Origin of the sequence: Paroceanicella profunda, assembly GCF_005887635.2 — a bacterium.
GTDB lineage: Bacteria > Pseudomonadota > Alphaproteobacteria > Rhodobacterales > Rhodobacteraceae > Paroceanicella > Paroceanicella profunda.
The window spans coordinates 1,236,784-1,263,272 of record NZ_CP040818.1; the positions used below are offsets into that span (position 1 = coordinate 1,236,784).

Sequence of the window (26,489 nt, forward strand, 5' to 3'; positions counted from 1 at the left end):
CAGCGGCGCGCCCGCTTGGGTCTTCCCCCGGGCCTGAACGGGCGGTCACCCCGGGGCGCGCGGGCCTCAGCGGTTGCGCCGCAGGTACACGTAGAACGCCCCGCCGCCGCCATGCTTGCGGTGCGCGGGGTAGACCCCCACCACCAGCGGCCCCAGCGGCGGCAGCGAGAGCCAGCGCGGCACGCTGTCCTTCAGGATGCCGTTGCGCGAGTGGTGGAAATGCTCCTCCCGCGGGCGCCCCTTGCCGGTGATCACCAGCACGCAGCGCATGCCGCGGGCGTGCGACCCGGCGATGAACCCGGCCAGCACGCCGTGCGCGCGCTCCAGCGTGTGTCCGTGCAGGTCGATGCGGGCTTCCGGCGGGGTGCGGCCGCGGCGCAGCTTCTCCGCCGTGCGCCGGTCCAGCCCGGGGGTGGAGGGACCGAGCTCGCGCACCGGGTCCGCGGCCACGATCCACTCCGTGCGCGGCGCGGCCGGCAGGATCGGGCGGACCATCGGCATCGCGTCGGTCCGCTCCGGCACGCGCAGCGGACGCGGGGTGACCGGAGGCGCCTCCGCCGGCTCTCCCGCACTCAGCGCCGGCTTGCCGCGCAGGGGGATGGTGGTCCGGGCCACGGCAGACCACAGGGCCTCCTCCTCCTCACCGAGACGCCTGGACTTGCGGGCCATGGTTCAGCGCTCCAGCCGGTCGGCCGCGGCGCGCGGAACAAGGCGCACCAGCCGGCCCCGCGCGTTCTGCACCGAGGCGTTGCGGAAGGCGGCCAGCCCCCAGCCGAAGAAGATGTCAGCGCGCTGCGCACCGTTCACCGCGGCACCCCGGTCCTGCGCCACCATCAGTTGGCGGATCGGGCCCTCCCGGCCCTTCGTCTCGACCCAGACCGGCCCGCCGAGCGCCACCTTCTCCGGATCCACCGCCACGGACCGCTCCGGCGTCAACGGCACGCCGAGCGCGCCCACCGGGCCGAAGGCCGGGTCGATCTCATGTTCCTGGAAGAAGATGAAGCTGGGGTTGTGGTTGAGCACGGAGAGCCGGTGCGCGCGGTCCGCGTTCACCCAGGTCGCGATGCCCTCTGCGCTGATGTTGCCGCGCTTCATCAGCCCGCTGTCGCGCAGGTAACGGCCGATGGAACGGTAGGGGTGATTGTTGCGCCCTGCATAGCCCAGCCGGATGGTGGTGCCGTCGCGCAGGCGAACCCTGCCGGAGCCCTGCACATGCAGAAAGAACGCCGCCACCGGGTCTCGCAGCCAGACGATCTCCAGGCCGCGGCCCTCCAGCGCGCCGCCGTCGATCTCCTCACGGGTGAACCAGGGCTCGCCTTTGGGCAGGTCGTCCGGGCGGGAATAGACCGGCCAGGCGAAGACCTCGCTGCGCGCGCGGGCCCCCTCCAGCTCCGGCTCGAAATAGCCGGTGAACAGGCTCTCCGGGCGGCTGCCGGAGACGATCGGCCGGAAGGCCCGCTCGAAGAAGGCCCGGGCGTCCGCAGGCGCCACCTGCCGCGCCTCGGCGCAGACGGCCGCCCAGTCCTCCGCCGTTTCCGGCGGCACCGGGCGCAGGCGGTCGCAGCTGATCAGGAAAGTGGCGAGGCCGGCCGCATGATCGTCATGCGTCCAGCCCTTCAGGTCTCCGAAACGGATGGTGTGCATGTCCTCACCCGACGCCGCTCCGGCCAGACAGGCGGCGATGGCCGCCGCTCCGAGGAGTGCGCGCCCCCGCCCGCTCATTCGCCCGTGGCGACGAGCACCCAGTTCGGGTCCGACTGGCCAAGCGTACGTTCGAAGGTGAACAGGTCCGTCTGCTGGCGCGGCTGGTTCGGGTCGCCCTCGACCACCTCGCCCGCATCGTTGCGCACCACCACGAACAGCTCACCCACCAGCTCCAGCGTGAGCTCGGCCTGGGAGGTGCGGGTGTCGAACGCTGCGGCAACGAGCCGCGCCGACCGGACCCCGACAAAATTGGCCTCCACGCTCAGCCCGGCGGCCTTGCGCTGCGCGATGGCGTCCTCGAAACCGCCCAGCACCTCCGGGGAAAGCAGCCGGCTGATGCCGGAGATATCGCCCTGCTCGAAGCCGGTCACGATCATCTCGTAGGCCTGGCGGGCACCGCCGATGAACTCGGACACGTTGAAGCCCGGCTCCACCGCCTTCATCGCACGCAGGGCATCGGCCGCGACGCTTCCGGGTTCGGCATGGGCCGCGATGTCGGCATCCCCGCCCTCCAGAACGTCGTAAGTGGCTGATTTTCCGGGCACGGGGCGCGCGGGCCCGGCAGTCGGGGCGCCATCAGGCTTCTCGAAGCCGCTTCGCGTTCCCAGCACGCTGCGGAGCCGCAGCACCAGGAACAGCGCGATTGCCGCGAGTACGAGAACCTGTATGATCTCCGAATTCATGGATCCTTACCTTGTCGGCCTGTGACCCTGCCGCATGGCAATGGTCCGGTCAGCACCATATGTAAGGTGGGGTTGGCTGCGAGTCCATTGCCCAGCCCACGAAACTCGACCAGCTGAAAGGGAGGTCCGCGTCCGCGCATGTGGTTTTTTCTGCTCTTCATCGCCATCCCCGTCATCGAAATCTCGCTCTTCGTCACCGTGGGGGGTGCCATCGGCCTGTGGCCGACGATCCTCATCGTGCTGATCACCGCCGTGGTCGGCTCGACCCTGATGCGCTCGGAAGGCGTGCGGGCGATGATGCAGATCCAGAGCGCACTGGCCACCGGCAAGAACCCCGCAAGCCCGATGGCGCATGGCGCGCTCGTGCTCGTGGCGGGCATGCTGCTGCTCACGCCCGGCTTCTTCACCGACACGCTCGGCATCCTGCTGATGATCCCGGCCGTGCGCACCGGGCTGCTGCGCAAGCTGGGCCCGGCCATCGCCGCGCGGGTGCACACCACCACCACGCAGGGCGGCCAGACCTTCCGCGCCGGCCCCGGGGGCCCGGCATGGCGCCGCGGCCCGGGCGGTGACGTGATCGACGGGGAATACGAGGTGACCGACCCCGACGGCCCCGACCATGGCCGGGACGACCCGCGCCTGCCACCGGAACGCGAATAGGCCCCGGGGGCCCAGACCCCCTTCAGCCCCTTTCAGGCCTGCGTTTCCCCCTTCCCTCCGGGGCGCACGATTGTTTGAACGGGGAATGCATGTTACGACGCCCCCACGAATTTGAACGCATGTTGCCGGAGGGCAGAATGGCCGAGAACGACACCCCAGTGCAGCCGCGCCTGCAGGTTGTTTCGCAGTTTATCCGGGACCTCTCTTTCGAGAACGTCGCCGCCCAGAAAAGCCTCAACGCCAGTGAGGCCAAGCCTGAAATCACCGTGAATGTCGGCCTGGACGCCGGCAAGATCGGCGACGACCTCTACGAGGTCAAGATGAAGGTCAACATCGACGCCACCGCCGAAGGCAACAAGATCTTCGTGCTGGAGATGGAATACGCCGGGCGCTTCGTGGTGCAGAACGTGCCGGAAGCCCAGCTTCACCCGTTCCTGCTCATCGAATGCCCGCGGATGATCTTCCCCTACGTCCGCCGCATCATCGGCGACATCACCCGTGACGGTGGCTACCCGCCGCTGAACGTGGACAACATCGACTTCGTGAACCTGTACCGCCAGGAAGTGGAGCGCCGTCGCGCCGCCCAGGTCGAAGGCCCGACCTCGATCTCCTGATCAGGACTGCTGCCAGAGCGGAGTTCCGCCCAGACCGGCGACGAACTCCGCATGGGTCGCTTCCTCCGCCTCGGTGATCCGCGGCGGCAGGGGGTGCGGCCGGGCGGGCGCGCGCCAGTCGGCGCCCGCCGCCTGCACTCCGCCCCCCGAACGGGCCCCGGCGCCGGCGGGGGCGAGCACCAGGTCGGGCTGTCGGCCTCCGATCAGCTCCAGATAGACCTCCGCGAGGATCTCGCTGTCGAGCAGCGCCCCGTGCAGGGTGCGCGCGGAATTGTCGATGCCGAAGCGCCGGCACAGCGCGTCGAGCGAATTCTGCGCGCCCGGAAAGCGGCGCCGCGCCATCTCCAGCGTGTCCACCGCCCGGTTGGCCGGAATGGCCGGGCGCTTTACCCAGCCCAGCTCCGCATTGAGGAAGCGCATGTCGAAACTGGCGTTGTGGATGACCAGCTTCGCGTCGCCTATGAACTCCAGGAAAGCGTCCGCAACCTCGGCGAACACCGGCTTGTCGGAGAGGAACTCCTCCGACAGCCCGTGCACCCCGAAGGCCTCCGCCGGCATGCTGCGCTCGGGGTTGATGTACTGGTGATACACGTTGCCGGTGGGCAGGTGGTTCATCAGCTCCACCGCGCCGATCTCCACCAGCCGGTCACCCTCGAAGGGGTTGAACCCCGTGGTCTCGGTATCGAGCACGATCTCACGCATCGTCGTCTCCGTTCATGCTGCGGATGATCCGCGCCACCTCCGCCTCCGCATGGTCCAGGCCGCGCGACGTGTCGATGACGTGATCGGCCCGGGCGCGCTTCTCCGCGTCGGGCACCTGCCGGGCGAGAATGGCCGCGAAGGCGGTCTCCGTCATCCCCGGCCGCGCCATCACCCGGGCCCGCTGTACCTCGGGCGGCGCGGTGACCACAAGCACGGCGTCGAGCCAGGAGACATCGCCGCTCTCGAACAGCAGCGGAATGTCGCAGACCACCAGCGGCACGCCCGCCGCACGGTTCTGCTCCAGGAAGGCGGCGCGATCGCGGCTCACCACCGGATGCACCGCGGCCTCGATCCGCGACAGCAGCGTGCCATCGGCGAGGATGGCTTCCCGCAGCGCGGCCCGGTCCACCCCGCCGTCCTTCAGCGCCGCGGGCACCAGCGCGGTCACCGGCCCGACCGCCGCGCCGCCCGGCGCGTACACCCGGTGCACGGCCGCATCCGCATCCCACACGGGCACGCCGGCGGTGCGGAAGAAGCCCGCCGTGGTCGACTTGCCCATGCCGATGGAGCCGGTGAGGCCGAGGATCCGCATCGCGCCGGCCTCAGCCGAGGCCCAGCATGTACTGGCGCAGGGCCTCGTCAACCTCCGGGCGGATGCCGAACCAGTGCTGGAAGCCCGGCACCGCCTGATGCAGCAGCATGCCCAGCCCGTCCACCGTGCGCAGCCCGCGCGCCCGCGCCTGCTCCAGCAGCGGGGTGACCAGCGGCGCGTAGACGATGTCGGTCACCAGCGCATCGCCCGGCGCGGCGTCCAGGCTGATATTGAGCGCCGGCTGGCCGACCATGCCCAGCGACGTGGTGTTGGCGACGGTCTTCGCCCCGGAAACCGCCTCGCTCAGGTGATACCAGTCCACCACCACCACCTTGGCGCCATAGGTGTCCGCCAGGTTCTGGGCCCGGGCGCGGGTGCGGTTGGCCACACGCAGCTCCGGCACACCGGCCGTCAGCAGCGCGCTCACCACGGCCTTCGCCGCCCCTCCGGCCCCCACCACCAGTGCCGGGCCGGAGCGCGGGTCCCAGTCCGGCACGGTCTGGCGCAGGTTCTCGATGAAACCGTAGCCATCGGTGTTGTCCGCGTGGATCGAGCCGTCCGGGCGGAAGGAAATCGTGTTCGCGGCCCCGATCAGCGACGCGCGGTCGCTCACCGAACTCGCCATGTGCAGCACCGTCTCCTTGTAGGGGATGGTGATGTTCGCACCCCCGAACCCCAGTTTCGGCAGCGCCCGTATTCCGGCTTCGAAATTTTCCGGGCGCAAGGCGATGGGAATGTAGTGGCCACGCAGCCCATGCTTCTGCAGCCAGTAGCCGTGCAGCGCCGGCGACTTGGAATGGCCGACCGGCCAGCCGATGACCGCAGCAAGGGCGGGGGTCTCATGCGTCATGACAAAAGCGCTCCCGTTGTCCTGAGATAATCCAGTGTTTCGAGCAGAGGCAGGCCGAGCACGGTAAAATGGTCGCCCTCCACCCGGGAAAAGAGTTGCACGCCCGGCCCTTCGAGCCGGTATGCGCCGACACAGCCCAGCACCGCCTCGCCCTCGATATCGAGGTAATCGTCCAGGAAGGCATCGGAAAACGGCCGGACGCTGAGCCGCGCCCGCCCGACATGCCGCCAGACCGGCGCGCCGCCGCGCGCGATCACAGCCGCGGAATGCAGCACATGGGTCTTGCCGCGCAGCGCCAGGAGATGCGCGCGCGCCGTCGCAACCGTGTCCGGCTTGTCGAACAGCCGCCCGTCCAGGTCCAGCACCTGGTCGGCGCCGATCACCAGCGCCTCGGGGTGGCGCCGCGAGATCTTCAGCGCCTTCGCCTCGGCCAGGGCATCGGCAATGTCCCGCGGCGACAGGGCCTCGGCGGCCAGCGCGGCCTTCATCATGTCCTCGTCCACGGAGGCGCCGACCGCCTCGAACGGCACGCCCGCATCGCGCAACATCTGAACACGCGCCGCACTTCGGGAAGCGAGAATTACGTTGCTCAACTGGGCACCCTGCTCCTGCGCAGCAGCACGCGCACGGCGGCCGCGGTTTCCTCGATGGATCGCCGGGTGACATCGATCATCGGGATTCCGTGTTTCTCGAAAAACAGACGCGCATCGGTCACCTCGTCACGAATGTGATGGATGTCTGCATAGGCGTTTTCCCCGCTGATCTCCATATTGGAGAGACGGTGCCGGCGGATCTGCGCCAGGCGTTGCGGCGAGGCGGTGAGCCCGATCACCGGAAGCCCGGCACGCTGCGCCTCGAACAGCCCCTCCGGCGGGGCCTCTCCGGAAACCAGCGGCACGTTCGCCGCGCGGATGCCCTGGTACGCGAGATAGATGCATGTGGGGGTTTTCGAGGTCCGACTCACCCCGACGAGAATCACGTCCGCCTGCAGCAGGTAATCCGGGCCCAGCCCGTCATCGTGGCTGATCGCGTAGTCCAGCGCCGCCACCCGCTCCAGATATTCCGCATCCACCCGGTACTGGCTTCCCGGCCGCTCGATGCGCCGCTCGCCGCCGAACCGGCTGAGCGCCTCGACCACCGGGGCCATCACGTCCACCACCTCGAGTTGCAGCCGCGCAGCCCTCTCGAACAGCTCCGAACTCACCGACGTGTCGGCAATGGAACAAAACACCGGCCCGGGCTGCGCCTCCAGCGCGGCCATCACCTCGTCCAGCGCCACGCGGGTGCGCACGAAGGGATGGACATGCGTCACCGGCTCGAGAACCGGAAACATGCTCGAGGCCGCTTCCAGAACCGCCGAGACCGTCTCTCCGGTGGAATCCGAGACGAGGTGGATGTGAAGCGGGATCGGCTCTTCCATCGGATCTTCCTGCATGCTGCCAGCATAGTGCACGTGCGGCACGGTGGAGAAAGGGGTGGGTAACCCTGTGCATGAATTCGGGACGAATGTGTGTGATTTTTGCGGAGGCAGGTTTGCCGGTGGAAAGCGGGGGAGTCTTCAAGATGTTAATGATCAAAATCGCCCCATGTTGAAAGTTATCTCGGGCCGCCACCGCCACGGCGGACTCTCCCCACCCCCCGAATCGCATTTTCACCTATTTTTGCAAACAGTTAAGCCCCGCACGCCAGCGTCCGAAACGCCGCGAAAATGCCTGTGAATGGTGTGGATAACTGTGTGGGCGGTTTTATGAACGCGTTAATCCCCATGATTAAGCCGCCTACTACAACTCCATCTTTTAAAAGAGTCCTTCTCTTTGGTAAGAGGGCAGCGCAGACAGGGGACACTCCATGATCGCAGACATCCTCAGCGCTCTCTATCCGTGGACCAAGGCGCTCCACATCATCTCCGTGATCACCTGGATGGCCGGGCTCTTCTATCTGCCGAGGCTCTTCGTATATCATGCTGAGAAAGCCGCCCCGGGAACCGAGATGTCGGCGATTTTCCAGGAAATGGAGCGCAAGCTCCTCAGGCTGATCATGAACCCTGCGATGATCGCCACCTGGGTGTTTGGCCTGATGCTGGCGTTCACGCCCGGAGTGGTGGACTGGACGGGCGATGGCTGGTTTCACGCGAAGCTGCTGCTCGTTATGCTGATGACCGCCTACCACCACGCTCTGGGCCTCTGGCGCAAGCAGTTCGCCCGTGACGCGAACACCCGGCCCGGCCGGTTCTACCGGCTGTGGAACGAGGCACCGACCCTGCTGATGATCGGAATCGTGCTCCTGGTGGTCTTACGTCCATTCTGAGCCGATTTGTTTGACAAGCGTCTCGTTTTTACATATCTAGTCGCCACCTCATAGCAGACTGGCCGCCGAGCCGGTCGCGCCTCCCCCCATGCCCAAAAGTCCCCACGGTACCGGATCTAGAATGGATACTCTCCAAGATATCACCGAGATTTCGCTTGCGGATCTCAAGGCGAAGAGCCCGGCCGATCTCCTGCAAATGGCAGAGGAACTCGAACTCGAGAACGCCTCGTCCATGCGCAAACAGGAGATGATGTTTGCCATTCTGAAAGAAATGGCAGACAGGGATGTCGAAATTTCGGGCGATGGTGTGCTCGAAGTACTGCAAGATGGTTTCGGTTTTCTGCGTTCACCGGAAGCGAACTACCTGCCGGGTCCTGACGATATTTATGTCAGCCCGAATCAGATTCGGAAATTCTCGCTCCGCACCGGGGATACCGTCGATGGCGTGATCCGGGCCCCGAAGGAAGGCGAGCGCTATTTCGCCATCGTGAAGGTCTCCAGGATCAACTTCGAGGATCCTGACAAGGCGCGCCACAAGGTCCACTTCGACAACCTGACGCCGCTCTATCCCGACGAGCGCTTCAAGATGGAGATCGAGGACCCCACGATCCGCGACCGCTCCGCCCGCATCATCGACCTTGTGGCACCGCTCGGAAAGGGCCAGCGCGCCCTGATCGTCGCGCCCCCGCGCACCGGCAAGACCGTGCTGCTGCAGAACATCGCCCACTCCATCGAGCGCAATCATCCAGAATGCTACCTCATCGTGCTGCTCATCGACGAGCGGCCCGAGGAAGTCACCGACATGCAGCGCTCGGTAAACGGTGAAGTGGTGTCCTCCACCTTCGACGAGCCCGCCACGCGCCACGTTGCGGTGAGCGAAATGGTGATCGAGAAGGCCAAGCGTCTGGTCGAACACGGTCGTGACGTCGTCATCCTGCTGGATTCCATCACCCGCCTGGGCCGCGCCTACAACACCGTGGTGCCCTCCTCCGGCAAGGTGCTCACCGGTGGTGTGGACGCAAACGCCCTGCAGCGCCCGAAGCGCTTCTTCGGCGCAGCCCGGAATATCGAGGAAGGCGGCTCGCTGACCATCATCGCCACAGCTCTCATCGATACGGGTTCGCGTATGGACGAAGTCATCTTCGAAGAGTTCAAGGGCACCGGCAACTCCGAGATCGTTCTCGATCGCAAGGTTGCAGACAAGCGCGTGTTCCCGGCCATCGACATCCTGAAGTCGGGTACCCGCAAGGAAGAGCTGCTCATCCAGAAGACGGACCTCACCAAGATGTTCGTCCTGCGCCGCATCCTGAACCCGATGGGAACCACCGATGCGGTGGAATTCCTGATCGGCAAGCTGAAGCAGACGAAGACCAACGGCGAGTTTTTCGATTCGATGAACGCGTAGTTTCCGAGACAGTCTCACGGCGGGCCCGGACCTTCGGTCCGGGCTTTTCCGTTTCATATCAGAGGGTTGATATGGAAGACACGATATTCGCGCTCGCCAGCGCCCGTGGCAAGGCCGGGATCGCGGTGATGCGGGTCTCGGGGCCGCGCGCGTGGGACATCGTCAGCCGGCTGACACCCCTTCCCCCAGCGCGCAAGGCCGGCCTCCGGCAGCTTCGCGGCAGCGACGGCGAAATTCTCGATGAGGCCCTTGTCCTCTGCTTCGAGGATGATGCGAGCTTCACGGGTGAGCCCGTCGTGGAACTGCACCTCCACGGTGCAATGGCCGTGGTCGAGTCCCTCACGCGCTGGCTGTCCGGCCAGAAGGACACCCGCCTCGCGGAGCCGGGTGAATTCACCCGACGCGCCCTCTCCAACGGACGCATGGACCTGGCGCAGGTCGAAGGACTCGGAGATCTGATCGAGGCCGAAACCGAAGCCCAGCGTCGGCAGGCCCTGCGCGTGATGCGCGGGGAACTCTCCCGGCTGGTGTCGCAGTGGCGCACCCAGCTCATCCGCGCCCGCGCCCTTCTGGAAGCCACGATCGATTTCGCAGATGAAGATGTGCCGGAGACCGTGACACCCGAAGTCCTGTCCCTCCTCACCCAGGTGCGGACCGGCATGCAGGGACAGGTGGATGGCGCCGCCACGGCGGAGAGAATACGTGACGGTTTCGAGATCGCCCTCGTCGGTCGTCCCAACGCCGGGAAATCCACCTTGCTCAATGCCCTGGCGGGGCGCGAGGCTGCGATCATATCGTCACACGCGGGGACCACGCGAGACATCATCGAAGTCCGCATGGATCTCCAGGGACTTCCCGTCACCATACTCGACATGGCCGGGCTGAGAGACTCCGAGGATGAGGTGGAAACGATCGGCATCGCGCGCGCCCGAAGCCGCGCGGAGTCTGCCGACATACGCATCTTTCTCCTTCCGCCGGACGAAGCGCTGGGGGAGATGGTGTCACTGCACAGAGCAGGCGATATTCTTGTCCACACGAAATGCGACCTGCAAAGCCCATCCTCCGGACTGGCGATTTCCGCCCAAACAGGCCTTGGCCTTTCCGAACTTCTTCATGAAGTGTCCACGCGCCTGTCCGCCCGCTCGGCAGCGCCCTCCTGCCTGATCCGCGATCGACATCGCGTTGCCCTGGGACACGCTGTGGCGCATCTTGATGATGCTGCTACTCGCATGCATGAGGGGTCGGACGACCTGGCCGCCGAGGACATTCGCGCTGCCACGCATGCTGTGGACGTTCTGGTCGGAAGGGTAGATATAGAGAACGTGCTCGACGAGATCTTCGCGAGCTTCTGTCTTGGGAAGTAGAAAATGTTTCACGTGAAACATGACAGGTACGACGTCATCGTCATCGGCGGCGGCCACGCCGGAACCGAGGCGGCTCAAGCGGCCGCCCGGATGGGCGTGCGTACGGCATTGATCACTCACAGCGCGGCGAAGATCGGAGAAATGTCCTGCAATCCGGCCATCGGCGGCCTCGGAAAAGGGCATCTCGTCCGGGAAATCGACGCCATGGATGGGGTGATGGGCAGGGTGGCTGACCAGGCCGGCATCCAGTTCCGTCTACTCAACCGCCGCAAGGGGCCTGCCGTTCAAGGGCCGCGCACCCAGGCCGACCGCGCATTGTACCGAACCGCGATGCAACGCGAGTTTCTCGGACGGGAGAACCTCGACGTGATCGAGGCCGAGGTCGCAGACCTGAGCGTGGTGAAGGGCCGCGTAATGGGCGTTGTCCTGTCCGACAGCACCGTGATCACCTGCCATGCGGCCATTCTCACCACGGGAACGTTCCTCGGCGGCGTTATCCACATCGGTGATCGGCAGCAGCCGGGCGGGCGCTGGGGCGAAGCTCCGTCCATTCCGCTGTCCCTGCGCCTGAAGGCCATGGATCTCCCCCTTGGTCGATTGAAGACCGGCACCCCTCCCCGTCTCGACACCCGCAGCATAAACTGGACTGTGCTTGAGGTGCAGGAGGCGGACCCGGAACCCGTGCTGTTCTCGTTCCTGTCCAAGTCCCCCGTGGCCCGCCAGATCGCCTGTGGAATCACTCATACCAATGAGCGAACACACGAGATCATTCGCGAGAATCTCGGCCGATCCGCAATGTACGGAGGCCATATCCAGGGTGTGGGCCCACGGTATTGCCCCTCGATTGAGGACAAGGTCGTCCGATTTTCGGAAAAATCATCGCATCAGATCTTCCTCGAACCGGAAGGCCTCGACGACATCACTGTCTACCCCAACGGCATCTCCACGTCGCTGCCCGCGGCCATTCAGGAGGCCTATGTGCGCTCCATCCGGGGTCTGGAGCAGGCCAGAATTCTCCAGCCGGGCTATGCGATCGAATATGATTACGTCGATCCCAGGGCCCTGCGCGCCACGTTGGAGGTCAAGGACCAGCCCGGCCTTTACCTCGCAGGCCAGATCAATGGAACCACCGGTTACGAGGAGGCCGCGGCACAGGGGCTTGTGGCAGGGTTGAATGCCGCTTGTTCCGCACTTGGAAGGGATTCTGTGCTCTTCGACCGTTCTCGCAGCTATATCGGTGTCATGATTGACGATCTGATCACCCGGGGCGTGACCGAGCCCTACAGAATGTTCACATCTCGCGCCGAATTCCGCCTTTCATTGCGCGCGGACAACGCGGATCAGAGGCTTACTCCGCTTGGGATTGAGGCGGGCTGCGTGGGGCCGGAGCGGCAGAGGGTGTTTGAGGCCAAGTGTGAGGCGCTGAACGCAGGAACCAGCCTGCTCTCCGGCCTTTCCGTGAAGTCCCGGGATGCTGCCGCACGCGGGCTTCCGATCAATGCCGAGGGGCCACCGAAGTCCGCGATGGAGCTTCTGCAAGTTCCGGAGATTGAAATCGAGTCCCTCATCGCGATCTGGCCTGAGCTGGGAGCAGTTCCCCGCGAAATCCGCACGCAGTTGGGCCGCGATGCACTGTATGCGCAGTATATCCTCCGCCAGGAGCGCGATGTGGCGCGGATGCGGCGCGATGAGGAACTTTCCCTGCCGGAAGAGATGGATTACGGCAGCATCATTGGCCTGACCACGGAACAGAAGACGAAGCTGAGCCGCGTCCGGCCGGGCACGCTGGCACAGGCCGGGCGGATTGAGGGGATGACCCCTGCTGCATTGACCCTCCTCCTGGGGAAAATGCGGCAGATGGAAGCCAGGCGGGCGGTATGACGGAGACAGGATCGGCCCGCTTTTCCGAGATGTTCGATGTTTCACGTGAAACATTGGCGGCTCTCGAGGCTTATGCAGCCCTTATCCGGAAATGGTCGCCGAAGATCAACCTGGTTGCCGCATCCACGCTCACTGACATCTGGAGCCGACATTTTTCCGATTCTGCCCAGATCTTCCGCCACGGTCCACAGGGGGCGCGATCATGGCTCGACCTCGGTTCCGGAGGCGGGCTGCCGGGGTTGGTGGTGGCGATCCTCGCGCGGGAAGCCATGCCGGAGCTTGTCGTGACGCTGGTCGAGAGCGATGTTCGGAAATGTGTCTTTCTTCGGGAAGTGATACGACAGCTCGGTCTGTCGGTTCCGGTGAAGACCATGCGGATCGAGGCGCTTCCCGCCGGGCAGTATGACGTTATCTCGGCGCGCGCCCTCGCCGCTTTGCCCGCGCTTCTGGCATATGCCGAACCGTTGCTCGCCCCGGGTGGAAAATGTCTCTTTCTGAAGGGTGAGAAGGTCGAATCGGAATTGACCTTGGCGGCTGCTGATTGGCATATTGAGGTGGAGCAGATCGAGAGTCTGACTGACCCGAATGCTCGGATCCTGTCCATTTCGGAGGTTCACCGTGTCCATTGATTCCGCTGACCGGTACGATCGCGGTCAGATCATCGCGATTGCCAACCAGAAGGGTGGTGTCGGGAAAACCACGACAACCATCAATCTCGGAACGGCGCTCGCTGCCGTCGGCCGGAAGGTTCTGCTGGTCGATCTCGATCCGCAGGGGAATGCCTCCACCGGCCTCGGAATCACCGGTGACAAGCGTGACATGAACACGTTCGACCTGCTGATGGGCGAAGCCAGCCTGAACGACGTGCGCACCCCTACCGGCATTCCGAACCTCGATATCGCCCCCGCCACCACGGACCTGAGTTCCATCGACGTGGAGCTCTATCGCGATTCGAACCGCACGCGGCGGCTGCGCGATGCCCTGCGTGGCAGCGGCGATCGGCAGGTTCTGGAGAGCTATGATTACATCCTGATCGATTGCCCGCCGTCGTTGAACCTTCTCACGGTGAATGCGATGGTGGCCGCGCATTCCGTGCTGGTTCCGCTGCAATGTGAGTTCTTCGCGCTCGAGGGCTTGAGCCAGCTGCTGGTCACCATCCGGGAAATCCGGCAGTCTCAGAACCCGGAGCTGCGGGTTCAGGGCGTGGTGTTGACGATGTATGACCGCCGGAACAACCTGTCGTCCCAGGTGGAGGCGGATGTGCGTGAGAACCTGCGGGACATGATTTACGACACGGTCATCCCCCGGAATGTGCGCCTGTCGGAGGCGCCGTCGCATGCCATTCCGGCATTGATTTACGATCACACCTGCGCTGGCAGCATTGCCTATCAGAAGCTGGCCGCCGAGCTGTTGACCCGTGAGCATGATGCCTTGCGGGCGGGGGCGTAAGGTATTGATATGAAAGAAGAAACTGTGAAAAAGCCGGAAAAGAGAGCGCTGGGGCGCGGCCTGTCTGCGCTGCTGGCCGATGTGAACGCGACGGAGGGGAACCCCGCTCCCTCGGCCCCGAAGGCTCCGGAGGCCACGCTTCCCATTGACCGGATCCGGCCGAACCCGGACCAGCCGCGGCGCGACTTCGGCGAGACCGAGCTTGCCGAGCTTGCCTCCTCCATCCGGGAGAAGGGCGTCCTGCAGCCCATCATCGTGCGGCCGGACCCGGAGAAGGACGGGCATTACCAGATCGTTGCCGGTGAGCGGCGCTGGCGGGCGGCCCAGCGGGCGCAGATCCACCAGATCCCTGCCCTCATCCGGCCCCTGTCGGACAACGAGGTGCTGGAATTCGGCATCATCGAGAACATCCAGCGGGCCGATCTCAACCCCGTGGAAGAGGCCATGGGCTATCGTCAGCTCATGGACCGGTTCGGCCATACGCAGGAGAAGCTTTCCGAGGCGATGGGCAAGAGCCGCAGTCACATCGCCAACCTCCTGCGTCTGCTGAACCTGCCGGAAGACGTGTTGCGCTGGCTGCGCGAGGGCAAGCTCTCGGCCGGTCATGCGCGGGCGCTGATCCCCTGCCCGGACCCCTCGGCGCTGGCCGCCGAGGTGATCCGCAAGGGGCTCTCCGTGCGCGAAACCGAGCGGCTGGCCAAGGTGGCTGCAAACCCTGCCCCGGAGCGGTTGAAGAAGCCCGCCGGGCTGGAGAAGGATGCCGACACGCGGTTGCTCGAATCCGATCTCACTGCGCAGATCGGGCTCAGGGTGGTGATCGCGCACAAGGCGGAGGCCGGCGGTGGCGAGGTGAAGATCGCCTATCGCAATCTGGAGGAGCTGGACGGGCTCTGCCAGCTCCTGTCCCGGGCGGACTGAGCCGGTCCGCGGGCCGTCAGCGCGGCGTCCGCGGGCCTTCCGGGCGGGTCCAGAGGAACAGCAGCACGAGGCTCAGCACTCCGGCCTGTATGGCCAGCACATGGCCCGGCACGTTCAGCATCACCGAGATCAGGAAGGCGGCGGCAATGGTCGCCGTCGCGATGTATTTCACCCGCCGGCGGATCGCGCCGTGGCGCTGCCAGTCCATGATCGGCGGGCCCAGGCGCGGGTGGGTGGTGAGCCAGGTGTGAAGCCGTTCGGAGGAGCGGCTGAAGGCGAAGGCCGCCAGCAGCAGGAACGGCACGGTGGGCACCAGCGGCAGCACCGCTCCCGCGGCGCCGGCGAGCAGGCTGAGCAGGCCGATGGTCAGCCAGACGATGCGCATTGCGGGTGTCCTCCGGGGGCCGGCGCGATGTCAGGTCAGCAGGTCGCGCAGGATGGCGTTCAACAACGGTCGGCCCTGCGGGGTGGTTCCGATGCGGCTCCCCTTGTGCCAGAGCAGCCCTGCCTCCACCAGATCTGCGATGCGGCGCTCCGGAATGCCCTCGGCGGCCAGGGCCGCGTGGCGGCTCAGGTCGCTGCCTTCGGCGAGGCGCAGCGACATCAGCATGTATTCCGTGGCCTGGTCGGCGCCTGAAACGGGCTCCCGCAGGCTTTCGCCATGGCCCTGCTCCCGCACCGCGTTCAGCCATGCCGTGGGCTCACGCAGCGTCTCTGTGGCCGTGCGGCCCTCTGCCAGGGTGAGGCGGCCATGGGCGCCGGGCCCGATGCCGGCATAGTCCCCGTAGCGCCAGTAGGTGAGGTTGTGGCGGCTCTCCGCGCCGGGGCGGGCGTGGTTGGAAATCTCGTATCCGGGATAGCCGGCGGCCGAGCACAGCTCCTGCGTGAGGGCGTACATGTCCGCGGCGAGATCGGGTTCCGGAAGGCCCTTCAGGCGGCCGCGTTCCAGCAGGTCGTGGAAGCGGGTGCCCGGTTCGATGGTGAGCTGGTAGAGCGAGAGGTGGTCCACCGCCATCGACAGCGCCTCGCCCAGTTCCGCGCGCCAGCCGTCGAGGTCCTGCCCCTGCCGGGCATGGATGAGGTCGAAGCTCACCCGTTCGAACAGGCCGCGGGCCACGTCGAAGGCGGCGCGGGCTTCCGCGGCGCTGTGCATGCGGCCCAGGGCCTTCAGCGCCCGGTCGTCGAGAGACTGGATGCCCATGGAGATGCGGTTCACCCCGGCGTCGCGGAAGCCGCGGAAGCGCCCGGCTTCCACCGAGGTCGGGTTGGCCTCCAGGCTGATTTCCGCGTCCGGGGCCAGGGTCCAGTGCGTGCCGATGGCGCTGATGACGGCGGCCACCGTCTCCGGCGGCATCAGGCTGGGCGTGCCGCCGCCGAAGAACACCGTGTCCACCCGCCGGCCCGGCGTTTCCGCCGCAACCCGCGCCACCTCGGACACCAGCGCGCCGCGCCAGGCTTCGTGGTCCACCTCGGCGCGCACATGGCTGTTGAAGTCGCAATACGGGCACTTGGCCAGGCAGAACGGCCAGTGCACGTAGACGCCGAAGCCGCCCTGCTGCCAGTCCATGGTCATCCCCGGAACGCCGTGACTTCGATCTCGACCAGCATTTCGGGGCGGATCAGCCCCGCGATCACCATCGTCGCCGCCGGCCGGATCTCTCCCAGTGCCGCGCCGAGCACGGGGGTGAGCGCGGCCACCAGGTCCCGGTCCGTCACCGTGTATTGCACGCGCGCGATGTGGCGCATGTCGAAGCCGGCCTCCTCCAGCACCGAGGCGATGGTGGCCATGCAGTTGCGCGCCTGCGCGGCGATGTCCTCGGGCATGGTCATGGTGGCGTAGTCGTAGCCGGTGACGCCGGAGACGAAGCACCAGTCTCCCTGCACCACGGCGCGGGAGTAGCCGATCTCGCGTTCCATGGGCGAGCCGGTGGAGATCAGGCGGCGGTCGGAGGTCATGCGCTCACTCCTTCCGGAAGGGGCCGGCGACCAGCCGGGCGAAGGCGTCGGCCCGGTGGCTGATGGCGTTCTTGCGCACGGGGTCCATCTCCGCGAAGGTCAGTTCCTGCCCCAGCGGCTGGAACACCGGGTCGAAGCCGTGGCCCATGTGGCCGCGCATCGGCCAGACGATGTGGCCCTCGGCCTCGCCGCGGAAGATCTCGTCATGCCCGTCGGGCCAGGCCAGGCACAGCGTGCACACGAAGCGGCCCCGGGCCGGCTCCGCGGCGCCGCGCGCGGCGATCTCGGCATGAACCTTGTGCATCGCCATGGTGAAGTCGCGCCCGGTGGCAGTCTCCGCCCAGTCGGCGGTGTAGACGCCCGGCGCGCCGTCCAGCGCGTCCACCTCCAGCCCGGAATCGTCCGACAGTGCCGGCAGGCCGGTGGCCTTCGCCGCCGCGTGGGCCTTGATCCGGGCGTTGCCGGCGAAGCTGTCCTCGGTTTCCTCCGGCTCGGGCAGGCCGAGCGCGCCGGCCGAGACCACCTCGACACCGAAGGGCGCCAGCAGCGCGCCGATTTCCTCGACCTTGCCGGCGTTGTGCGAGGCGATGACCAGCCGGGTTTCAGTGAATGTCCGCATCTTGTCCTCGTTTGGCTCGTCTCTGTCGCGAATGTGGGGGGCATGTGTCCGCCCGGCAATGGGCGGCGGGGGGCGTGGCGGCACCCGGGCCGGCAGGCCCGGGGTGGTGAAGCGGGGCTCCCGCGCGCAGGCGCAGGAGGGGGTCGGGGGGCCCCCCCAGGCATCAGCCGGCGATGGCGGCCTTCTGCGCCTCGACAAGCTGCGCTGTGCCGGTTTCGGCCAGGGCCAGCATCGCGTCGAATTCGGCGCGGCTGAAGGTGGCGCCCTCGGCGGCGGCTTGGATCTCCACCAGCCCGCCGCGGCCGGTCATCACGAAATTCGCGTCCGTGCCCGCCTCGCTGTCCTCGGCATAGTCGAGGTCGAGCAGGGGCATGCCGCCGAAGATCCCGCAGGAGACCGCCGCGACATGGTCCATCAGCGGGTCCATCTTCACCTCGCCGGCCTTCATCAGCTTGTTCACCGCCAGGCGCAGCGCCACCCAGCCGCCGGTGATCGAGGCGCAGCGCGTGCCGCCATCGGCCTGCAGCACGTCGCAGTCGATGGTGATCTGCCGCTCGCCCAGGGCAGCGCGGTCCAGCCCGGCGCGCAGGGCGCGGCCGATCAGCCGCTGGATTTCCTGGGTGCGCCCGGTCTGGCCCTTCTTGGCCTCGCGCTGGTTGCGGCTGGTGGTGGCGCGTGGCAGCATGCCGTATTCCGCCGTCACCCAGCCCAGCCCGGTGTTGCGCAGGAAGGGTGGCACCCGGGGTTCCAGCGAGGCGGTGCAGAGCACATGCGTCCTGCCGCAGCGGATCAGGCAGGAGCCCTCCGCGTGGGCGGAGACGCCGGTCTCGATGCTGACGGGTCGAAGAGCGTCGGCCGCTCTGCCGGAAGGGCGCATGGGAACTCCTGTGTTTGCTCGCGCCCCGCATACCAGAGCCGGGGCGGCCGCGTCCAGCCACCGGGCCCGGCCAGGGGGCGGCCCGCGCCGCCTTCTGCGTCCCGATGCGCCATTGCCCCCCGGGGGCAACCGCTCCATGTTCTGCACAGCCTCGACGGGCAAAGGAGGTCATGCATGCTGCTCGAATTTCTCGCCACCTGGGGCGCCGTCTACATCGCCATGCTGGCGGTGTATTTCGCCACGGGCCTCGCGCTCACATGGTGGAATGCCCGCCACCCGGAGCGGCGCATCCAGGAGAACCGCCGCGGCGAGACTCGCATGGCGGAGGAGATCCGCCACTCGCTTTCCGCGCTCGCGCTCTCCTCGCTGCTGCTCGGCACCGGGTTCTTCGCCCAGGGCCGGGGCTGGACCCCGACGCCGCTGGAGCTGTCGTGGTGGTCCTTCCCGCTGGGCTTCGTGGTGTCGCTGGTGATCTTCGACGCCTGGTTCTACTTCGGCCACCGGCTGCTGCACTGGAAGCCGCTCTACCGGTTCCACGCCCTGCACCACAAATCCGTGGCGCCCACGGTGTGGAGCAATGACAGTTCCGGCCTTGTGGACACGCTCATCGAGCACGGGTTCTACCTCGTGGTCTGGTTCGTGCTGCCGGTGCCGGCGCTGTCGGTGTTCGCGCTGCGGCTGTTCGACCAGATCTCCGGGATGATCGGCCATTCCGGCTTCGAGTATTTCGCCGGCGCCTCCTCCCGCGCGCCGTCTCCGATGATCTGCTCCACCTTCCATGACCTGCACCATTCCCAGTTCCGCTACAATTTCGGCAACATCTTCTCCATCTGGGACCGCCTGCTCGGCACCGTCCACCCGGGGTATGACGCCATGGTGCGCCGCATGGAATCGGGGGAGACGCCCGGAAAGGCGACCAGCCGCCATTGACCGCACCCCCCGGCGCGGTATCCTTGGCCCGAACCCCTGGACGGACCGGATGACCAAGGACAATTCCACACTCGCAAGCCTCAACGAGCGCAGCCGCGCCGTGTTTCGCCAGCTTGTCGAAACCTATCTCGAAACCGGTGAGCCCGTGGGCTCGCGCACGCTCTCGCGCAGCCTCGCGCAGGCGCTCTCCCCCGCCTCCATCCGCAACGTGATGCAGGACCTGGAGGAGCTGGGCCTGCTCGACAGCCCGCATGTCTCCGCCGGGCGCATCCCCACCCATTCCGGGCTGCGGCTGTTCGTGGACGGGCTGCTGGAGATCGGCGACGTGACCGGCGAGGAGCGCACGGAGATCGAGCGCAACCTCGGCCAGCCCGAGCCGGACATGGCCGGTGTGCTGGACCGCGCGGGAGACCTGCTCTCCGGCCTCACCCATGGCGCAAGCCTGGTGCTGGCGCCCAAATACGAGGCCCCGATCAAGCACATAGAGTTCGTCCCCCTCTCCGGGGAGAACGCGCTTGCCGTGCTGGTGATGGAGGACGGGCATGTCGAGAACCGGCTGATGCGCCCGCCGCCGGGGATGACCCCCTCGGCCATGCAGTCCGCCTCCAACTTCCTCAACGCCGTGCTGCGCGGCCGCACCCTGGCGGAGGTGAAGACCGTCATCGCCCAGCAGATCGCCCAGCGGCGGCAGGAGCTCGACGCCCTGGCGCAGAGCCTGGTGGAGCAGGGCATCGCCATCTGGGACGGCCAGGGCGCCCCCACGCCGGAGCGGCTGATCGTGCGCGGCCGCTCCAACCTGCTCGACAATGTCGCCGCCGGAGACCTGGACCGCATCCGCCAGCTCTTCGACGATCTGGAGCGCAAGCAGGACATCACCCAGCTCCTCGACCTCGCCCAGGAGGGCGACGGCGTGCGGGTGTTCATCGGCTCGGAGAACAAACTCTTCTCACTTTCCGGTTCATCTCTGGTGATTTCTCCTTATATGAACGCCGACCGCCGGATCATCGGGGCCGTCGGCGTGATCGGCCCCACCCGGCTCAACTATGGACGGATCGTTCCGATCGTGGATTATACGGCACGGCTTGTCGGCCGGCTGATGTCCGGTCGGACCAACACGGGATGAACGCGAACATGACGAGCAACCCTCAGGACGACATGCGCGACGAGATCGAGCAGCCCGTCGAAGCGACAGTGGCCGAGCCGGAAGACGCGCTTGACCCGCGTGAAGCCGAGCTTCTTGCTGTCACCACCGAGCGTGACGAGCTGAAGGACCGGCTGCTGCGCTCGCTCGCGGAAAGCGAGAACATCCGCAAGCGCGCGGAGCGTGACCGCCGCGACGCCGAGGCCTATGGCGGCACCAAGCTCGCCCGCGACCTGCTCTCGGTGCATGACAACCTCGGCCGGGCCCTGGGCATGATCGACGAGGAGATGCGCGAGAAGCTCAGCGCCGTGGTCGAAGGGCTGGAGCTCACCCAGCGCGAGCTGGTCGCCACCTTCGCCAAGCACCGCATCGAGAAGATCAGCCCCGCCGTGGGCGACAGGTTCGACCCCAAGCTGCACCAGGCGATGTTCGAGGCCCCGGTGCCCGGCGCGGAGCCCGGCTCCGTCATCCAGGTGATGGTCGAGGGCTTCACCATCGCGGACCGGCTGCTGCGCCCCGCGCAGGTGGGCGTTGCCGCCGCGCTGCCCGCGGAGGCCCGGGCGGACGCCTGAGCCCCTCCGCCACCGCTTCGCCACATGTCACAGCGCGCCGCCCCCTTCCCGGGGCGGCGCGCGCGCTTCTGCTGCCGCGGCACCGGCCTGTCTGTGCAAAAAACCCTCCCGTTCGCGCAATCGGCCATGGTATCGCTCCCGCAAGTTCAGTGAGGAGGACCGCCATGCCCACCGGCCTGCGTGCCATGCCGATGATTTCGGCCACCGATGTCGAGGCGAGTGCCGGCGCCCTCGTGCGGGCCTTCGGCTTCGAGCCCGCCGGGTTCTGGCGCGATGCAGGGGGCACCGCCACCTTCGGCATCCTGCGGCTCGGGCTGGTGACGCTCGGGCTGCGCCGGGTGGAGGCCGTCACGCCCGCTCCGGGCTGGGCGGCCTATGTCTATGTCGATGACGTGGAGGCGATCGCCGATCTCGGCCGGGCCGGCGCGCTGGCCGTCTCGGGCCCGCAGGACCGCCCCTACGGCACGCGCGAGGTGGAGGTGACGGACCGCGACGGCAACGTGATCTGCTTCGCGCGGGACCTGCGCCCGGGCCCGGACGGCCCCGGCCTCTGACCCCCGGCGCCGCGCCTGCCACATTTCCGTGTGGCTGACTGTGACGGATATCACATAACGGCCCGAAACGCCGTTTGCACCTTCCGCCCGCGCCGGTCTACGATCCCGCAAGGTGGCGCATATCGGACGGGAGTGCATGGACCGGACCTTGCTGCAATTCGTGTGGAGGAGTTCGTGGCGGGATCAGCTGATCATCGTCCTCGCCTCGCTCATCTCCTTTCCGATCATCCTCTCCACCCTCTACATCCCGAAGATCATCGTCGACGAGGCCCTGCGCGGCACCGAGTTCCCGCAGAGCTTCCTCGGCTTCCAGCTCGACCAGATCGACTACCTGATCGCGCTGTGCGGCACGCTGCTCGTGCTGATCATCCTCAACAACGCGGTGAAATATTTCATCAACGTCCAGAAGGGGCTCACCGGAGAGCGCCTGCTGCGACGGCTGCGCTACGTGGTGTTCGAGCGGGTGACGCTGTTCCCCCTGCCCCGGCTGCGCAACACCTCGCCCGGCGAGGTGGTCCAGATCGTCGCCGCGGAGGTGGAGCCCATCGGCGGCTTCGCCGGCGAGATGGTGGCGACGCCGGTCTACCAGGGCGGCCAGCTTCTGGTCTACATGGGGTTCATCCTGGCGCAGGACCCGTTCCTGGGCCTCGCGGCGATCTTCCTGTTTCCCGTGCAGGCCTATGTGGTGCCGAAGGTGCAGCGCGTCGTGGTGCGCCTCGTGCAGAAGCGCATCCGCAACGTGCGCTCCATGACCGCGGAAATCTCCGAGGCCGTGGGCGGCATGGAGGCGATGCGCATCAATGACGCGCGGGAATGGCACCTCGCGCGGATGTCCGAGCGGCTCTACACCAACTTCCGCATCCGCTACCGCATCTTCCTGCTGAAATACGCCATCAAGTTCGCCAACAACGTGGTGAACAACATCACGCCGTTCTTCTTCTACTCCTTCGGCGGCTATCTGGTGATCCAGGGGCGGATGGAGCTCGGCGCGCTGGTGGCCATCCTGGCCGCCTACAAGGACATCGCCTCGCCCTGGCGGGAGCTGTTGAACTACTACCAGTCCTTTTCCGACATCTCCGCCCGCTACGACGCGGTCTATGACGCCTACGGGCGTGAGCGCCTCGTGGGGCGGCCGGACCCGGTGCGGCTGGGCGAGGATGACGTGGTGCTGGAGGGCATCTTCTCGGATCAGCCGGTGGAGTCCGGCGGGGTCGAGGACGTGTCGCTCACCATCCGGCCGGGCCAGACCATGGTCGTTCTGGGCGAGGAGGAAGGCGGCCGCACCGTGCTGCTGAAGCTGCTCTCCGGCCTGGCGCTGCCCTCGCGCGGCGCCGTGCGGGTCGGCTCCGAGCGGGGGCGCGACGTGCTCACCCGCGCCTACCGCGACCTCGCCTACGTGAGCCGGGCGCCGCACATCCTCTCCGGCACCTTCCGCGAGAACGTGGCCTATTCGCTGCTCGGCCAGAAGGGCCACGGCGAGAAGCCGGAGGACTGGGCCCGGCGGGAGCGGGAGGCCCGGCTCACCGGTGCCACGCCGGAGGACCCGGAGATGGACTGGGTGGATTACCAGCGCATCGGCCTGGACGGCGCGGAGGCTTTCGACGCCTATGTGCTGGAGATCCTCGGCGCGCTGGGGCTGACGCGGGAGCTGTTCATCCGCGGTCTCTGGACCCGGCTGGACCCGAAGCGCGAGCCGCTGCTGGCCGAGCAGGCCCTCGCGGCCCGGCAACTGGTGGCGCGCGACGCGGATGCGGGCCTGGCCGGCCTCGTTGAAGCCTGGGACCGGGATGCCTATCTGGAAAACGCGACGCTGGCGGAGAACCTGTTCTACGGAGTGCCGGACTCCCCGAAGATGCGCTGGTCGACCCTGGCCCGCCGGCCCGACGTGCGCAAGGCGCTGGTCTCGACGGGCATGGAGGAAGAGGTGCTGCGCATCGGCCTCGAGGCCGCGGAACTGCTGGTGGAACTGCTGGGCTCCCTCGGGCGGGACGGGGCGCTGGTCGAACAGCTCGGTCTCATCGACCATTCCGAGATCGAGGATTACGCCCGCATCGTGGCGGCGCAACGCCGGCGTTCGCTGCGCTGGCTGTCGCGCGGCGACCGGGTGATGCTGATGCGGCTCGCCTTCGAGATCGCCCCCCTGCGCCACCGGCTCGGCGTGCTCGACAGCCCGGAGCGCCGCGCGCGCATCGTGAAGGCCCGCCGCCCGCTGCGTGCGCGCATCGAGGCGGAAGGCTGGCTGCATTACTTCGACGACCCGGGCTACCTGCCCGGCCTGCCCCTCATCGAGAACGTGCTCGGCGGCCGCCCGCGCATCGACCGCCGGGACGCCACGCCCCCCGTGGAGCAACGTCTCGGCCAGGCGATGCTGAGCCACGACATCCACCAGTTCGTCATCGCGGCGGGGCTGCGCACGAATGTCGGGCTGGCGGGCAGCACCCTGTCGCCGTCGCAGGCGCGGCGGGTGGCGCTGGCCCGCGCACTGGCGGCGAAGCCTTCGGTGCTTGTGCTCGACGGTGTGGCGGACGACAGTTCGGACAACCATCGCGCCCTGCGCGAGGCGATGGAGAAAATTCACCCCGGGGGCACGCGTGTCTTCGGAACCCAGAACGAGGCCCTGGCGCGGGATGCGGACATCGTCATCCGCATCAGCCGGGGCAAGGTGGTGGCCGTCGGGGCGCCATCGGAAATCTTCGCGTCGGATGACGCGGCATGAGACGAGGAGGTTGTACAGTATGAGCCTGTCCCGGGAATGCGAGATTCTGCGGCACTCCCCCCTGTTCGCAGGGGTGGACCTCTCCCAGCTCAAGCTGCTCGTGCTGATGGCCGAGAACCGCACCTTCCATGATGGCGAGAACCTGATGCGCCAGGGCGAGGACGGCAGCGCCGCCTTCGTGCTGCTCAACGGGGATGCGGAGATCCTGGTCGAGGCCCATGGCAAGGATACCGTGGTCGCGCAGGTGGGCGCGCATGAGGTGGTGGGCGAGATGGCCCTGCTCACCGAGGGGCCGCGCAGCGCCACGGTGCGCGCGCTCGGCACCGTGCAGGCCCTGCGGATTGACCGCACCACCTTCCTCAAGCTGCTCAAGCAGTTTCCGGAGATGGGGCTGGAGCTGCTCAGGGTGATGACCGACCGGCTGGAGCACACCACGCTCGAACTGGCCAATGCCCGCGCGGCGCTGGCCTGCACCGGCATCTCCGGCGCGCCCGGTCCTGCGGCATGAGCGTGAGCGGGGACGAGACCGGAGCCGGAAACAGGGGGGCCGTGCAGTTCCGCGTCTGGGGCTGTCGCGGCTCCCTGCCGGTGCCCGACCCCGCGATGCGCCGCTATGGCGGCGATACGTCCTGCTACCAGATCACCGGGCCCGGGGAGGCGGGGCTGGTGATCGACTGCGGCTCCGGCCTGCGCGGCCTTGGCGAGGCGATGCTCTGCAAGCCCCGGGCGCGCACGGACATCCTGCTCAGCCACAGCCATTTCGACCATCTCATCGGCCTCGGCTTCTTCATGCCGCTGATCACCGGACAGTCCGAGGTCACCCTGTGGTGCGGGCAGGAGCCGGACCTGGTGCGCGAGGCGCTGGGGCGGCTCTACGGCCCGCCGCTCTGGCCGATCCGCATTCCCGACAAGTACCGCCTGCCGCTGCGCCACCTGGAGCCGGCCTCCGAGATCGGCGGTGCCTGCGTGCGGACCTTCCCGCTGAACCACCCCGGCGGCTGCACCGGCTTTCGCATCGAGATGGCCGGCAGGGTGATCTGCTCGGTCACCGACCATGAGCACGGCGTGCCGGAGATCGACGCGCAGGTGATCGCCATGGCCCGCGACGCGGACCTGATGATCTATGACGCCGCCTATTCGAACGCCGAGTACCCGTTCCGCAAGGGCTGGGGCCACTCCACATGGGAGGTGGCGCTGAAGGTGGCCGAGGCCGCCGCCGTGAAGCAGACGCTGCTGGTCCACCACTCTCCCCATTCCACGGACGAACTGCTCGACGCCGCCGCCACCGCCCTGGCCGATGCCCCGGTGCGCTGGCAGTTCGCGCGGGACGGAATGGAACTGGAATTGTGAGCGCCATCGCGGTCCGCGGCGCGCTGTGGTTCCGCGGCTTCCTGGACCGCGCCGCGCAGGAGCGGCTTGTGGACGAGATCCGCGCCGTGGTGGCTGCGGCGCCGCTCTTCGCGCCCGTCACCCGCCGGGGCCAGCCCCTCTCGGTGCGGATGACCTCCGCCGGCCGCTGCGGCTGGGTGTCGGACCGGAAGGGATACCGCTACGAGCCCCGCCACCCGGACGGCATGCCCTGGCCGCCGCTGCCCCCCACCGTCGCCGCCGCCTGGGAGGCGCTCTCCGGCTGGCCGGCGCCGCCGGACTGCTGCCTGGTGAACTGGTATGACCCCGGCGCCCGCATGGGCCTGCACCAGGACCGCGACGAGGCGGATTTCTCCGCCCCCGTGCTCTCGCTCTCGCTGGGCGACACCGGGGTGTTCCGCATCGGCGCCGAGGCCCGCGGCGGCCGGACGGACCGCATCGACCTCGCCAGCGGCGATGCGCTGCTGCTCACCGGCCCCTCGCGCCTCGCCCATCACGGCATCGCGCGCATCCTGCCCGGCACCTCCACCCTGCTGCCGGCGCCCGGGCGCATCAACCTCACCTGCAGGGTGGTCGGCTGATCCCGATTTTGTTTGCCAATAACTGAACATCCGTTCACTTTTGAGC

The 26,489-nt window shown here is 67.4% G+C and carries 30 protein-coding genes; 17 read left to right on the forward strand and 13 right to left on the reverse strand.

What is annotated here, in order from left to right:
* Positions 1-66: 66 nt before the first annotated feature.
* The 3 genes from FDP22_RS05550 to FDP22_RS05560 all read right to left on the reverse strand — a co-directional run bounded on the left by FDP22_RS05550 (position 67) and on the right by FDP22_RS05560 (position 2,387).
* Entirely contained in the window at positions 67-669 is a 603-nt protein-coding gene (locus tag FDP22_RS05550) for a Smr/MutS family protein (protein WP_138575694.1), read from the reverse strand.
* A gap of 3 nt (positions 670-672) precedes the next feature.
* On the reverse strand, positions 673-1,644 hold the full coding sequence (gene mltA / locus FDP22_RS05555) for a murein transglycosylase A (RefSeq protein WP_239031875.1): 972 nt from the start codon (positions 1,642-1,644) through the stop codon (positions 673-675).
* 74 nt (positions 1,645-1,718) lie between these two features.
* Positions 1,719-2,387 (reverse strand): Tim44/TimA family putative adaptor protein, encoded by a 669-nt coding sequence (locus FDP22_RS05560; protein WP_138575696.1) that lies wholly within the window; start codon positions 2,385-2,387, stop codon positions 1,719-1,721.
* 138 nt (positions 2,388-2,525) lie between these two features.
* Between FDP22_RS05560 and FDP22_RS05565 the strand changes: the two genes are divergently transcribed.
* Together FDP22_RS05565 and secB are read left to right on the forward strand one after the other, a co-directional pair.
* Positions 2,526-3,047, forward strand: a complete 522-nt coding sequence (locus tag FDP22_RS05565; RefSeq protein WP_138575697.1) for an FxsA family protein — start codon at positions 2,526-2,528, stop codon at positions 3,045-3,047.
* 137 nt (positions 3,048-3,184) lie between these two features.
* Positions 3,185-3,661: a protein-export chaperone SecB gene (gene secB, locus FDP22_RS05570; RefSeq protein WP_138575698.1), complete on the forward strand. Its 477-nt coding sequence runs from the start codon at positions 3,185-3,187 to the stop codon at positions 3,659-3,661.
* Here the strand turns inward: secB and dnaQ are convergent, their stop codons facing one another.
* The 5 genes from dnaQ to FDP22_RS05595 are packed head-to-tail and all read right to left on the reverse strand — an operon-like array spanning position 3,662 to position 7,225.
* Positions 3,662-4,363, reverse strand: coding sequence for a DNA polymerase III subunit epsilon (gene dnaQ, locus FDP22_RS05575; protein WP_138575699.1), 702 nt, complete (start codon positions 4,361-4,363; stop codon positions 3,662-3,664).
* Complete coding sequence (gene coaE / locus FDP22_RS05580; protein ID WP_138575700.1) at positions 4,356-4,955, reverse strand: dephospho-CoA kinase; 600 nt, start codon at positions 4,953-4,955, stop codon at positions 4,356-4,358. The genes dnaQ and coaE overlap by 8 nt, the downstream gene beginning before the upstream one ends.
* Before the next feature lie 10 nt (positions 4,956-4,965).
* On the reverse strand, positions 4,966-5,805 hold the full coding sequence (locus FDP22_RS05585) for a shikimate dehydrogenase (protein WP_138575701.1): 840 nt from the start codon (positions 5,803-5,805) through the stop codon (positions 4,966-4,968).
* Positions 5,802-6,398: a Maf family protein gene (locus tag FDP22_RS05590; protein ID WP_138575702.1), complete on the reverse strand. Its 597-nt coding sequence runs from the start codon at positions 6,396-6,398 to the stop codon at positions 5,802-5,804. The genes FDP22_RS05585 and FDP22_RS05590 overlap by 4 nt, the downstream gene beginning before the upstream one ends.
* Entirely contained in the window at positions 6,395-7,225 is an 831-nt protein-coding gene (locus FDP22_RS05595) for a pyruvate, water dikinase regulatory protein (RefSeq protein WP_170317600.1), read from the reverse strand. The genes FDP22_RS05590 and FDP22_RS05595 overlap by 4 nt, the downstream gene beginning before the upstream one ends.
* Positions 7,226-7,653: 428 nt before the next feature.
* Here FDP22_RS05595 and hemJ point away from each other — a divergent pair, with 428 nt between their 5' ends.
* The 7 genes from hemJ to FDP22_RS05630 all read left to right on the forward strand — a co-directional run bounded on the left by hemJ (position 7,654) and on the right by FDP22_RS05630 (position 15,129).
* Entirely contained in the window at positions 7,654-8,112 is a 459-nt protein-coding gene (gene hemJ, locus FDP22_RS05600) for a protoporphyrinogen oxidase HemJ (protein ID WP_138575704.1), read from the forward strand.
* 121 nt (positions 8,113-8,233) lie between these two features.
* Positions 8,234-9,517 (forward strand): transcription termination factor Rho, encoded by a 1,284-nt coding sequence (gene rho / locus FDP22_RS05605; RefSeq protein WP_170317601.1) that lies wholly within the window; start codon positions 8,234-8,236, stop codon positions 9,515-9,517.
* 71 nt (positions 9,518-9,588) lie between these two features.
* On the forward strand, positions 9,589-10,881 hold the full coding sequence (mnmE, locus tag FDP22_RS05610) for a tRNA uridine-5-carboxymethylaminomethyl(34) synthesis GTPase MnmE (RefSeq protein WP_138575705.1): 1,293 nt from the start codon (positions 9,589-9,591) through the stop codon (positions 10,879-10,881).
* Between the two features lie 3 nt (positions 10,882-10,884).
* On the forward strand, positions 10,885-12,762 hold the full coding sequence (mnmG, locus tag FDP22_RS05615) for a tRNA uridine-5-carboxymethylaminomethyl(34) synthesis enzyme MnmG (protein WP_239031876.1): 1,878 nt from the start codon (positions 10,885-10,887) through the stop codon (positions 12,760-12,762).
* Complete coding sequence (rsmG, locus tag FDP22_RS05620; RefSeq protein ID WP_239031877.1) at positions 12,759-13,391, forward strand: 16S rRNA (guanine(527)-N(7))-methyltransferase RsmG; 633 nt, start codon at positions 12,759-12,761, stop codon at positions 13,389-13,391. Before mnmG ends, rsmG begins: the two co-directional genes overlap by 4 nt.
* A complete protein-coding gene (locus FDP22_RS05625) occupies positions 13,387-14,211 on the forward strand; it encodes a ParA family protein (RefSeq protein WP_239031923.1) in 825 nt (274 codons plus the stop codon). Before rsmG ends, FDP22_RS05625 begins: the two co-directional genes overlap by 5 nt.
* 9 nt (positions 14,212-14,220) lie before the next feature.
* A complete protein-coding gene (locus tag FDP22_RS05630; RefSeq protein WP_138575707.1) occupies positions 14,221-15,129 on the forward strand; it encodes a ParB/RepB/Spo0J family partition protein in 909 nt (302 codons plus the stop codon).
* A gap of 16 nt (positions 15,130-15,145) precedes the next feature.
* On the opposite strand, the gene FDP22_RS05635 is transcribed toward FDP22_RS05630, so the two are convergent.
* The 5 genes from FDP22_RS05635 to rph form a co-directional block, all read right to left on the reverse strand.
* The gene (locus FDP22_RS05635) at positions 15,146-15,514 is read right to left on the reverse strand and encodes a YbaN family protein (RefSeq protein WP_138575708.1); all 369 of its coding nucleotides are present in this window, start codon (positions 15,512-15,514) and stop codon (positions 15,146-15,148) included.
* A 30-nt stretch (positions 15,515-15,544) separates the two neighbouring features.
* A complete protein-coding gene (gene hemW / locus FDP22_RS05640) occupies positions 15,545-16,702 on the reverse strand; it encodes a radical SAM family heme chaperone HemW (protein ID WP_138575709.1) in 1,158 nt (385 codons plus the stop codon).
* Complete coding sequence (locus FDP22_RS05645; protein ID WP_138575710.1) at positions 16,699-17,085, reverse strand: RidA family protein; 387 nt, start codon at positions 17,083-17,085, stop codon at positions 16,699-16,701. The genes hemW and FDP22_RS05645 overlap by 4 nt, the downstream gene beginning before the upstream one ends.
* 4 nt (positions 17,086-17,089) lie before the next feature.
* Positions 17,090-17,704 carry a non-canonical purine NTP pyrophosphatase gene (locus FDP22_RS05650; protein ID WP_138575711.1) on the reverse strand — a complete coding sequence of 205 codons (615 nt, stop codon included), beginning with the start codon at positions 17,702-17,704 and terminating at the stop codon, positions 17,090-17,092.
* Positions 17,705-17,867: 163 nt separating this feature from the next.
* Positions 17,868-18,581: a ribonuclease PH gene (gene rph / locus FDP22_RS05655; RefSeq protein ID WP_138575712.1), complete on the reverse strand. Its 714-nt coding sequence runs from the start codon at positions 18,579-18,581 to the stop codon at positions 17,868-17,870.
* 174 nt (positions 18,582-18,755) lie between these two features.
* Between rph and FDP22_RS05660 the strand changes: the two genes are divergently transcribed.
* The 8 genes from FDP22_RS05660 to FDP22_RS05695 all read left to right on the forward strand — a co-directional run bounded on the left by FDP22_RS05660 (position 18,756) and on the right by FDP22_RS05695 (position 26,443).
* Positions 18,756-19,511, forward strand: a complete 756-nt coding sequence (locus FDP22_RS05660; RefSeq protein WP_138575713.1) for a sterol desaturase family protein — start codon at positions 18,756-18,758, stop codon at positions 19,509-19,511.
* Between the two features lie 49 nt (positions 19,512-19,560).
* Entirely contained in the window at positions 19,561-20,634 is a 1,074-nt protein-coding gene (hrcA, locus tag FDP22_RS05665; protein WP_138575714.1) for a heat-inducible transcriptional repressor HrcA, read from the forward strand.
* A gap of 8 nt (positions 20,635-20,642) precedes the next feature.
* Positions 20,643-21,224 (forward strand): nucleotide exchange factor GrpE, encoded by a 582-nt coding sequence (gene grpE / locus FDP22_RS05670; RefSeq protein ID WP_138575715.1) that lies wholly within the window; start codon positions 20,643-20,645, stop codon positions 21,222-21,224.
* A gap of 164 nt (positions 21,225-21,388) precedes the next feature.
* Positions 21,389-21,778, forward strand: coding sequence for a VOC family protein (locus FDP22_RS05675; RefSeq protein ID WP_138575716.1), 390 nt, complete (start codon positions 21,389-21,391; stop codon positions 21,776-21,778).
* A 136-nt stretch (positions 21,779-21,914) separates the two neighbouring features.
* Positions 21,915-24,494 (forward strand): ABC transporter transmembrane domain-containing protein, encoded by a 2,580-nt coding sequence (locus tag FDP22_RS05680; RefSeq protein ID WP_138575717.1) that lies wholly within the window; start codon positions 21,915-21,917, stop codon positions 24,492-24,494.
* Between the two features lie 19 nt (positions 24,495-24,513).
* A complete protein-coding gene (locus tag FDP22_RS24435) occupies positions 24,514-25,002 on the forward strand; it encodes a cyclic nucleotide-binding domain-containing protein (protein ID WP_170317602.1) in 489 nt (162 codons plus the stop codon).
* A gap of 41 nt (positions 25,003-25,043) precedes the next feature.
* Complete coding sequence (locus FDP22_RS24865) at positions 25,044-25,844, forward strand: MBL fold metallo-hydrolase (protein WP_239031878.1); 801 nt, start codon at positions 25,044-25,046, stop codon at positions 25,842-25,844.
* Positions 25,841-26,443, forward strand: a complete 603-nt coding sequence (locus FDP22_RS05695; RefSeq protein ID WP_430225721.1) for an alpha-ketoglutarate-dependent dioxygenase AlkB family protein — start codon at positions 25,841-25,843, stop codon at positions 26,441-26,443. The genes FDP22_RS24865 and FDP22_RS05695 overlap by 4 nt, the downstream gene beginning before the upstream one ends.
* Positions 26,444-26,489 lie beyond the last annotated feature (46 nt).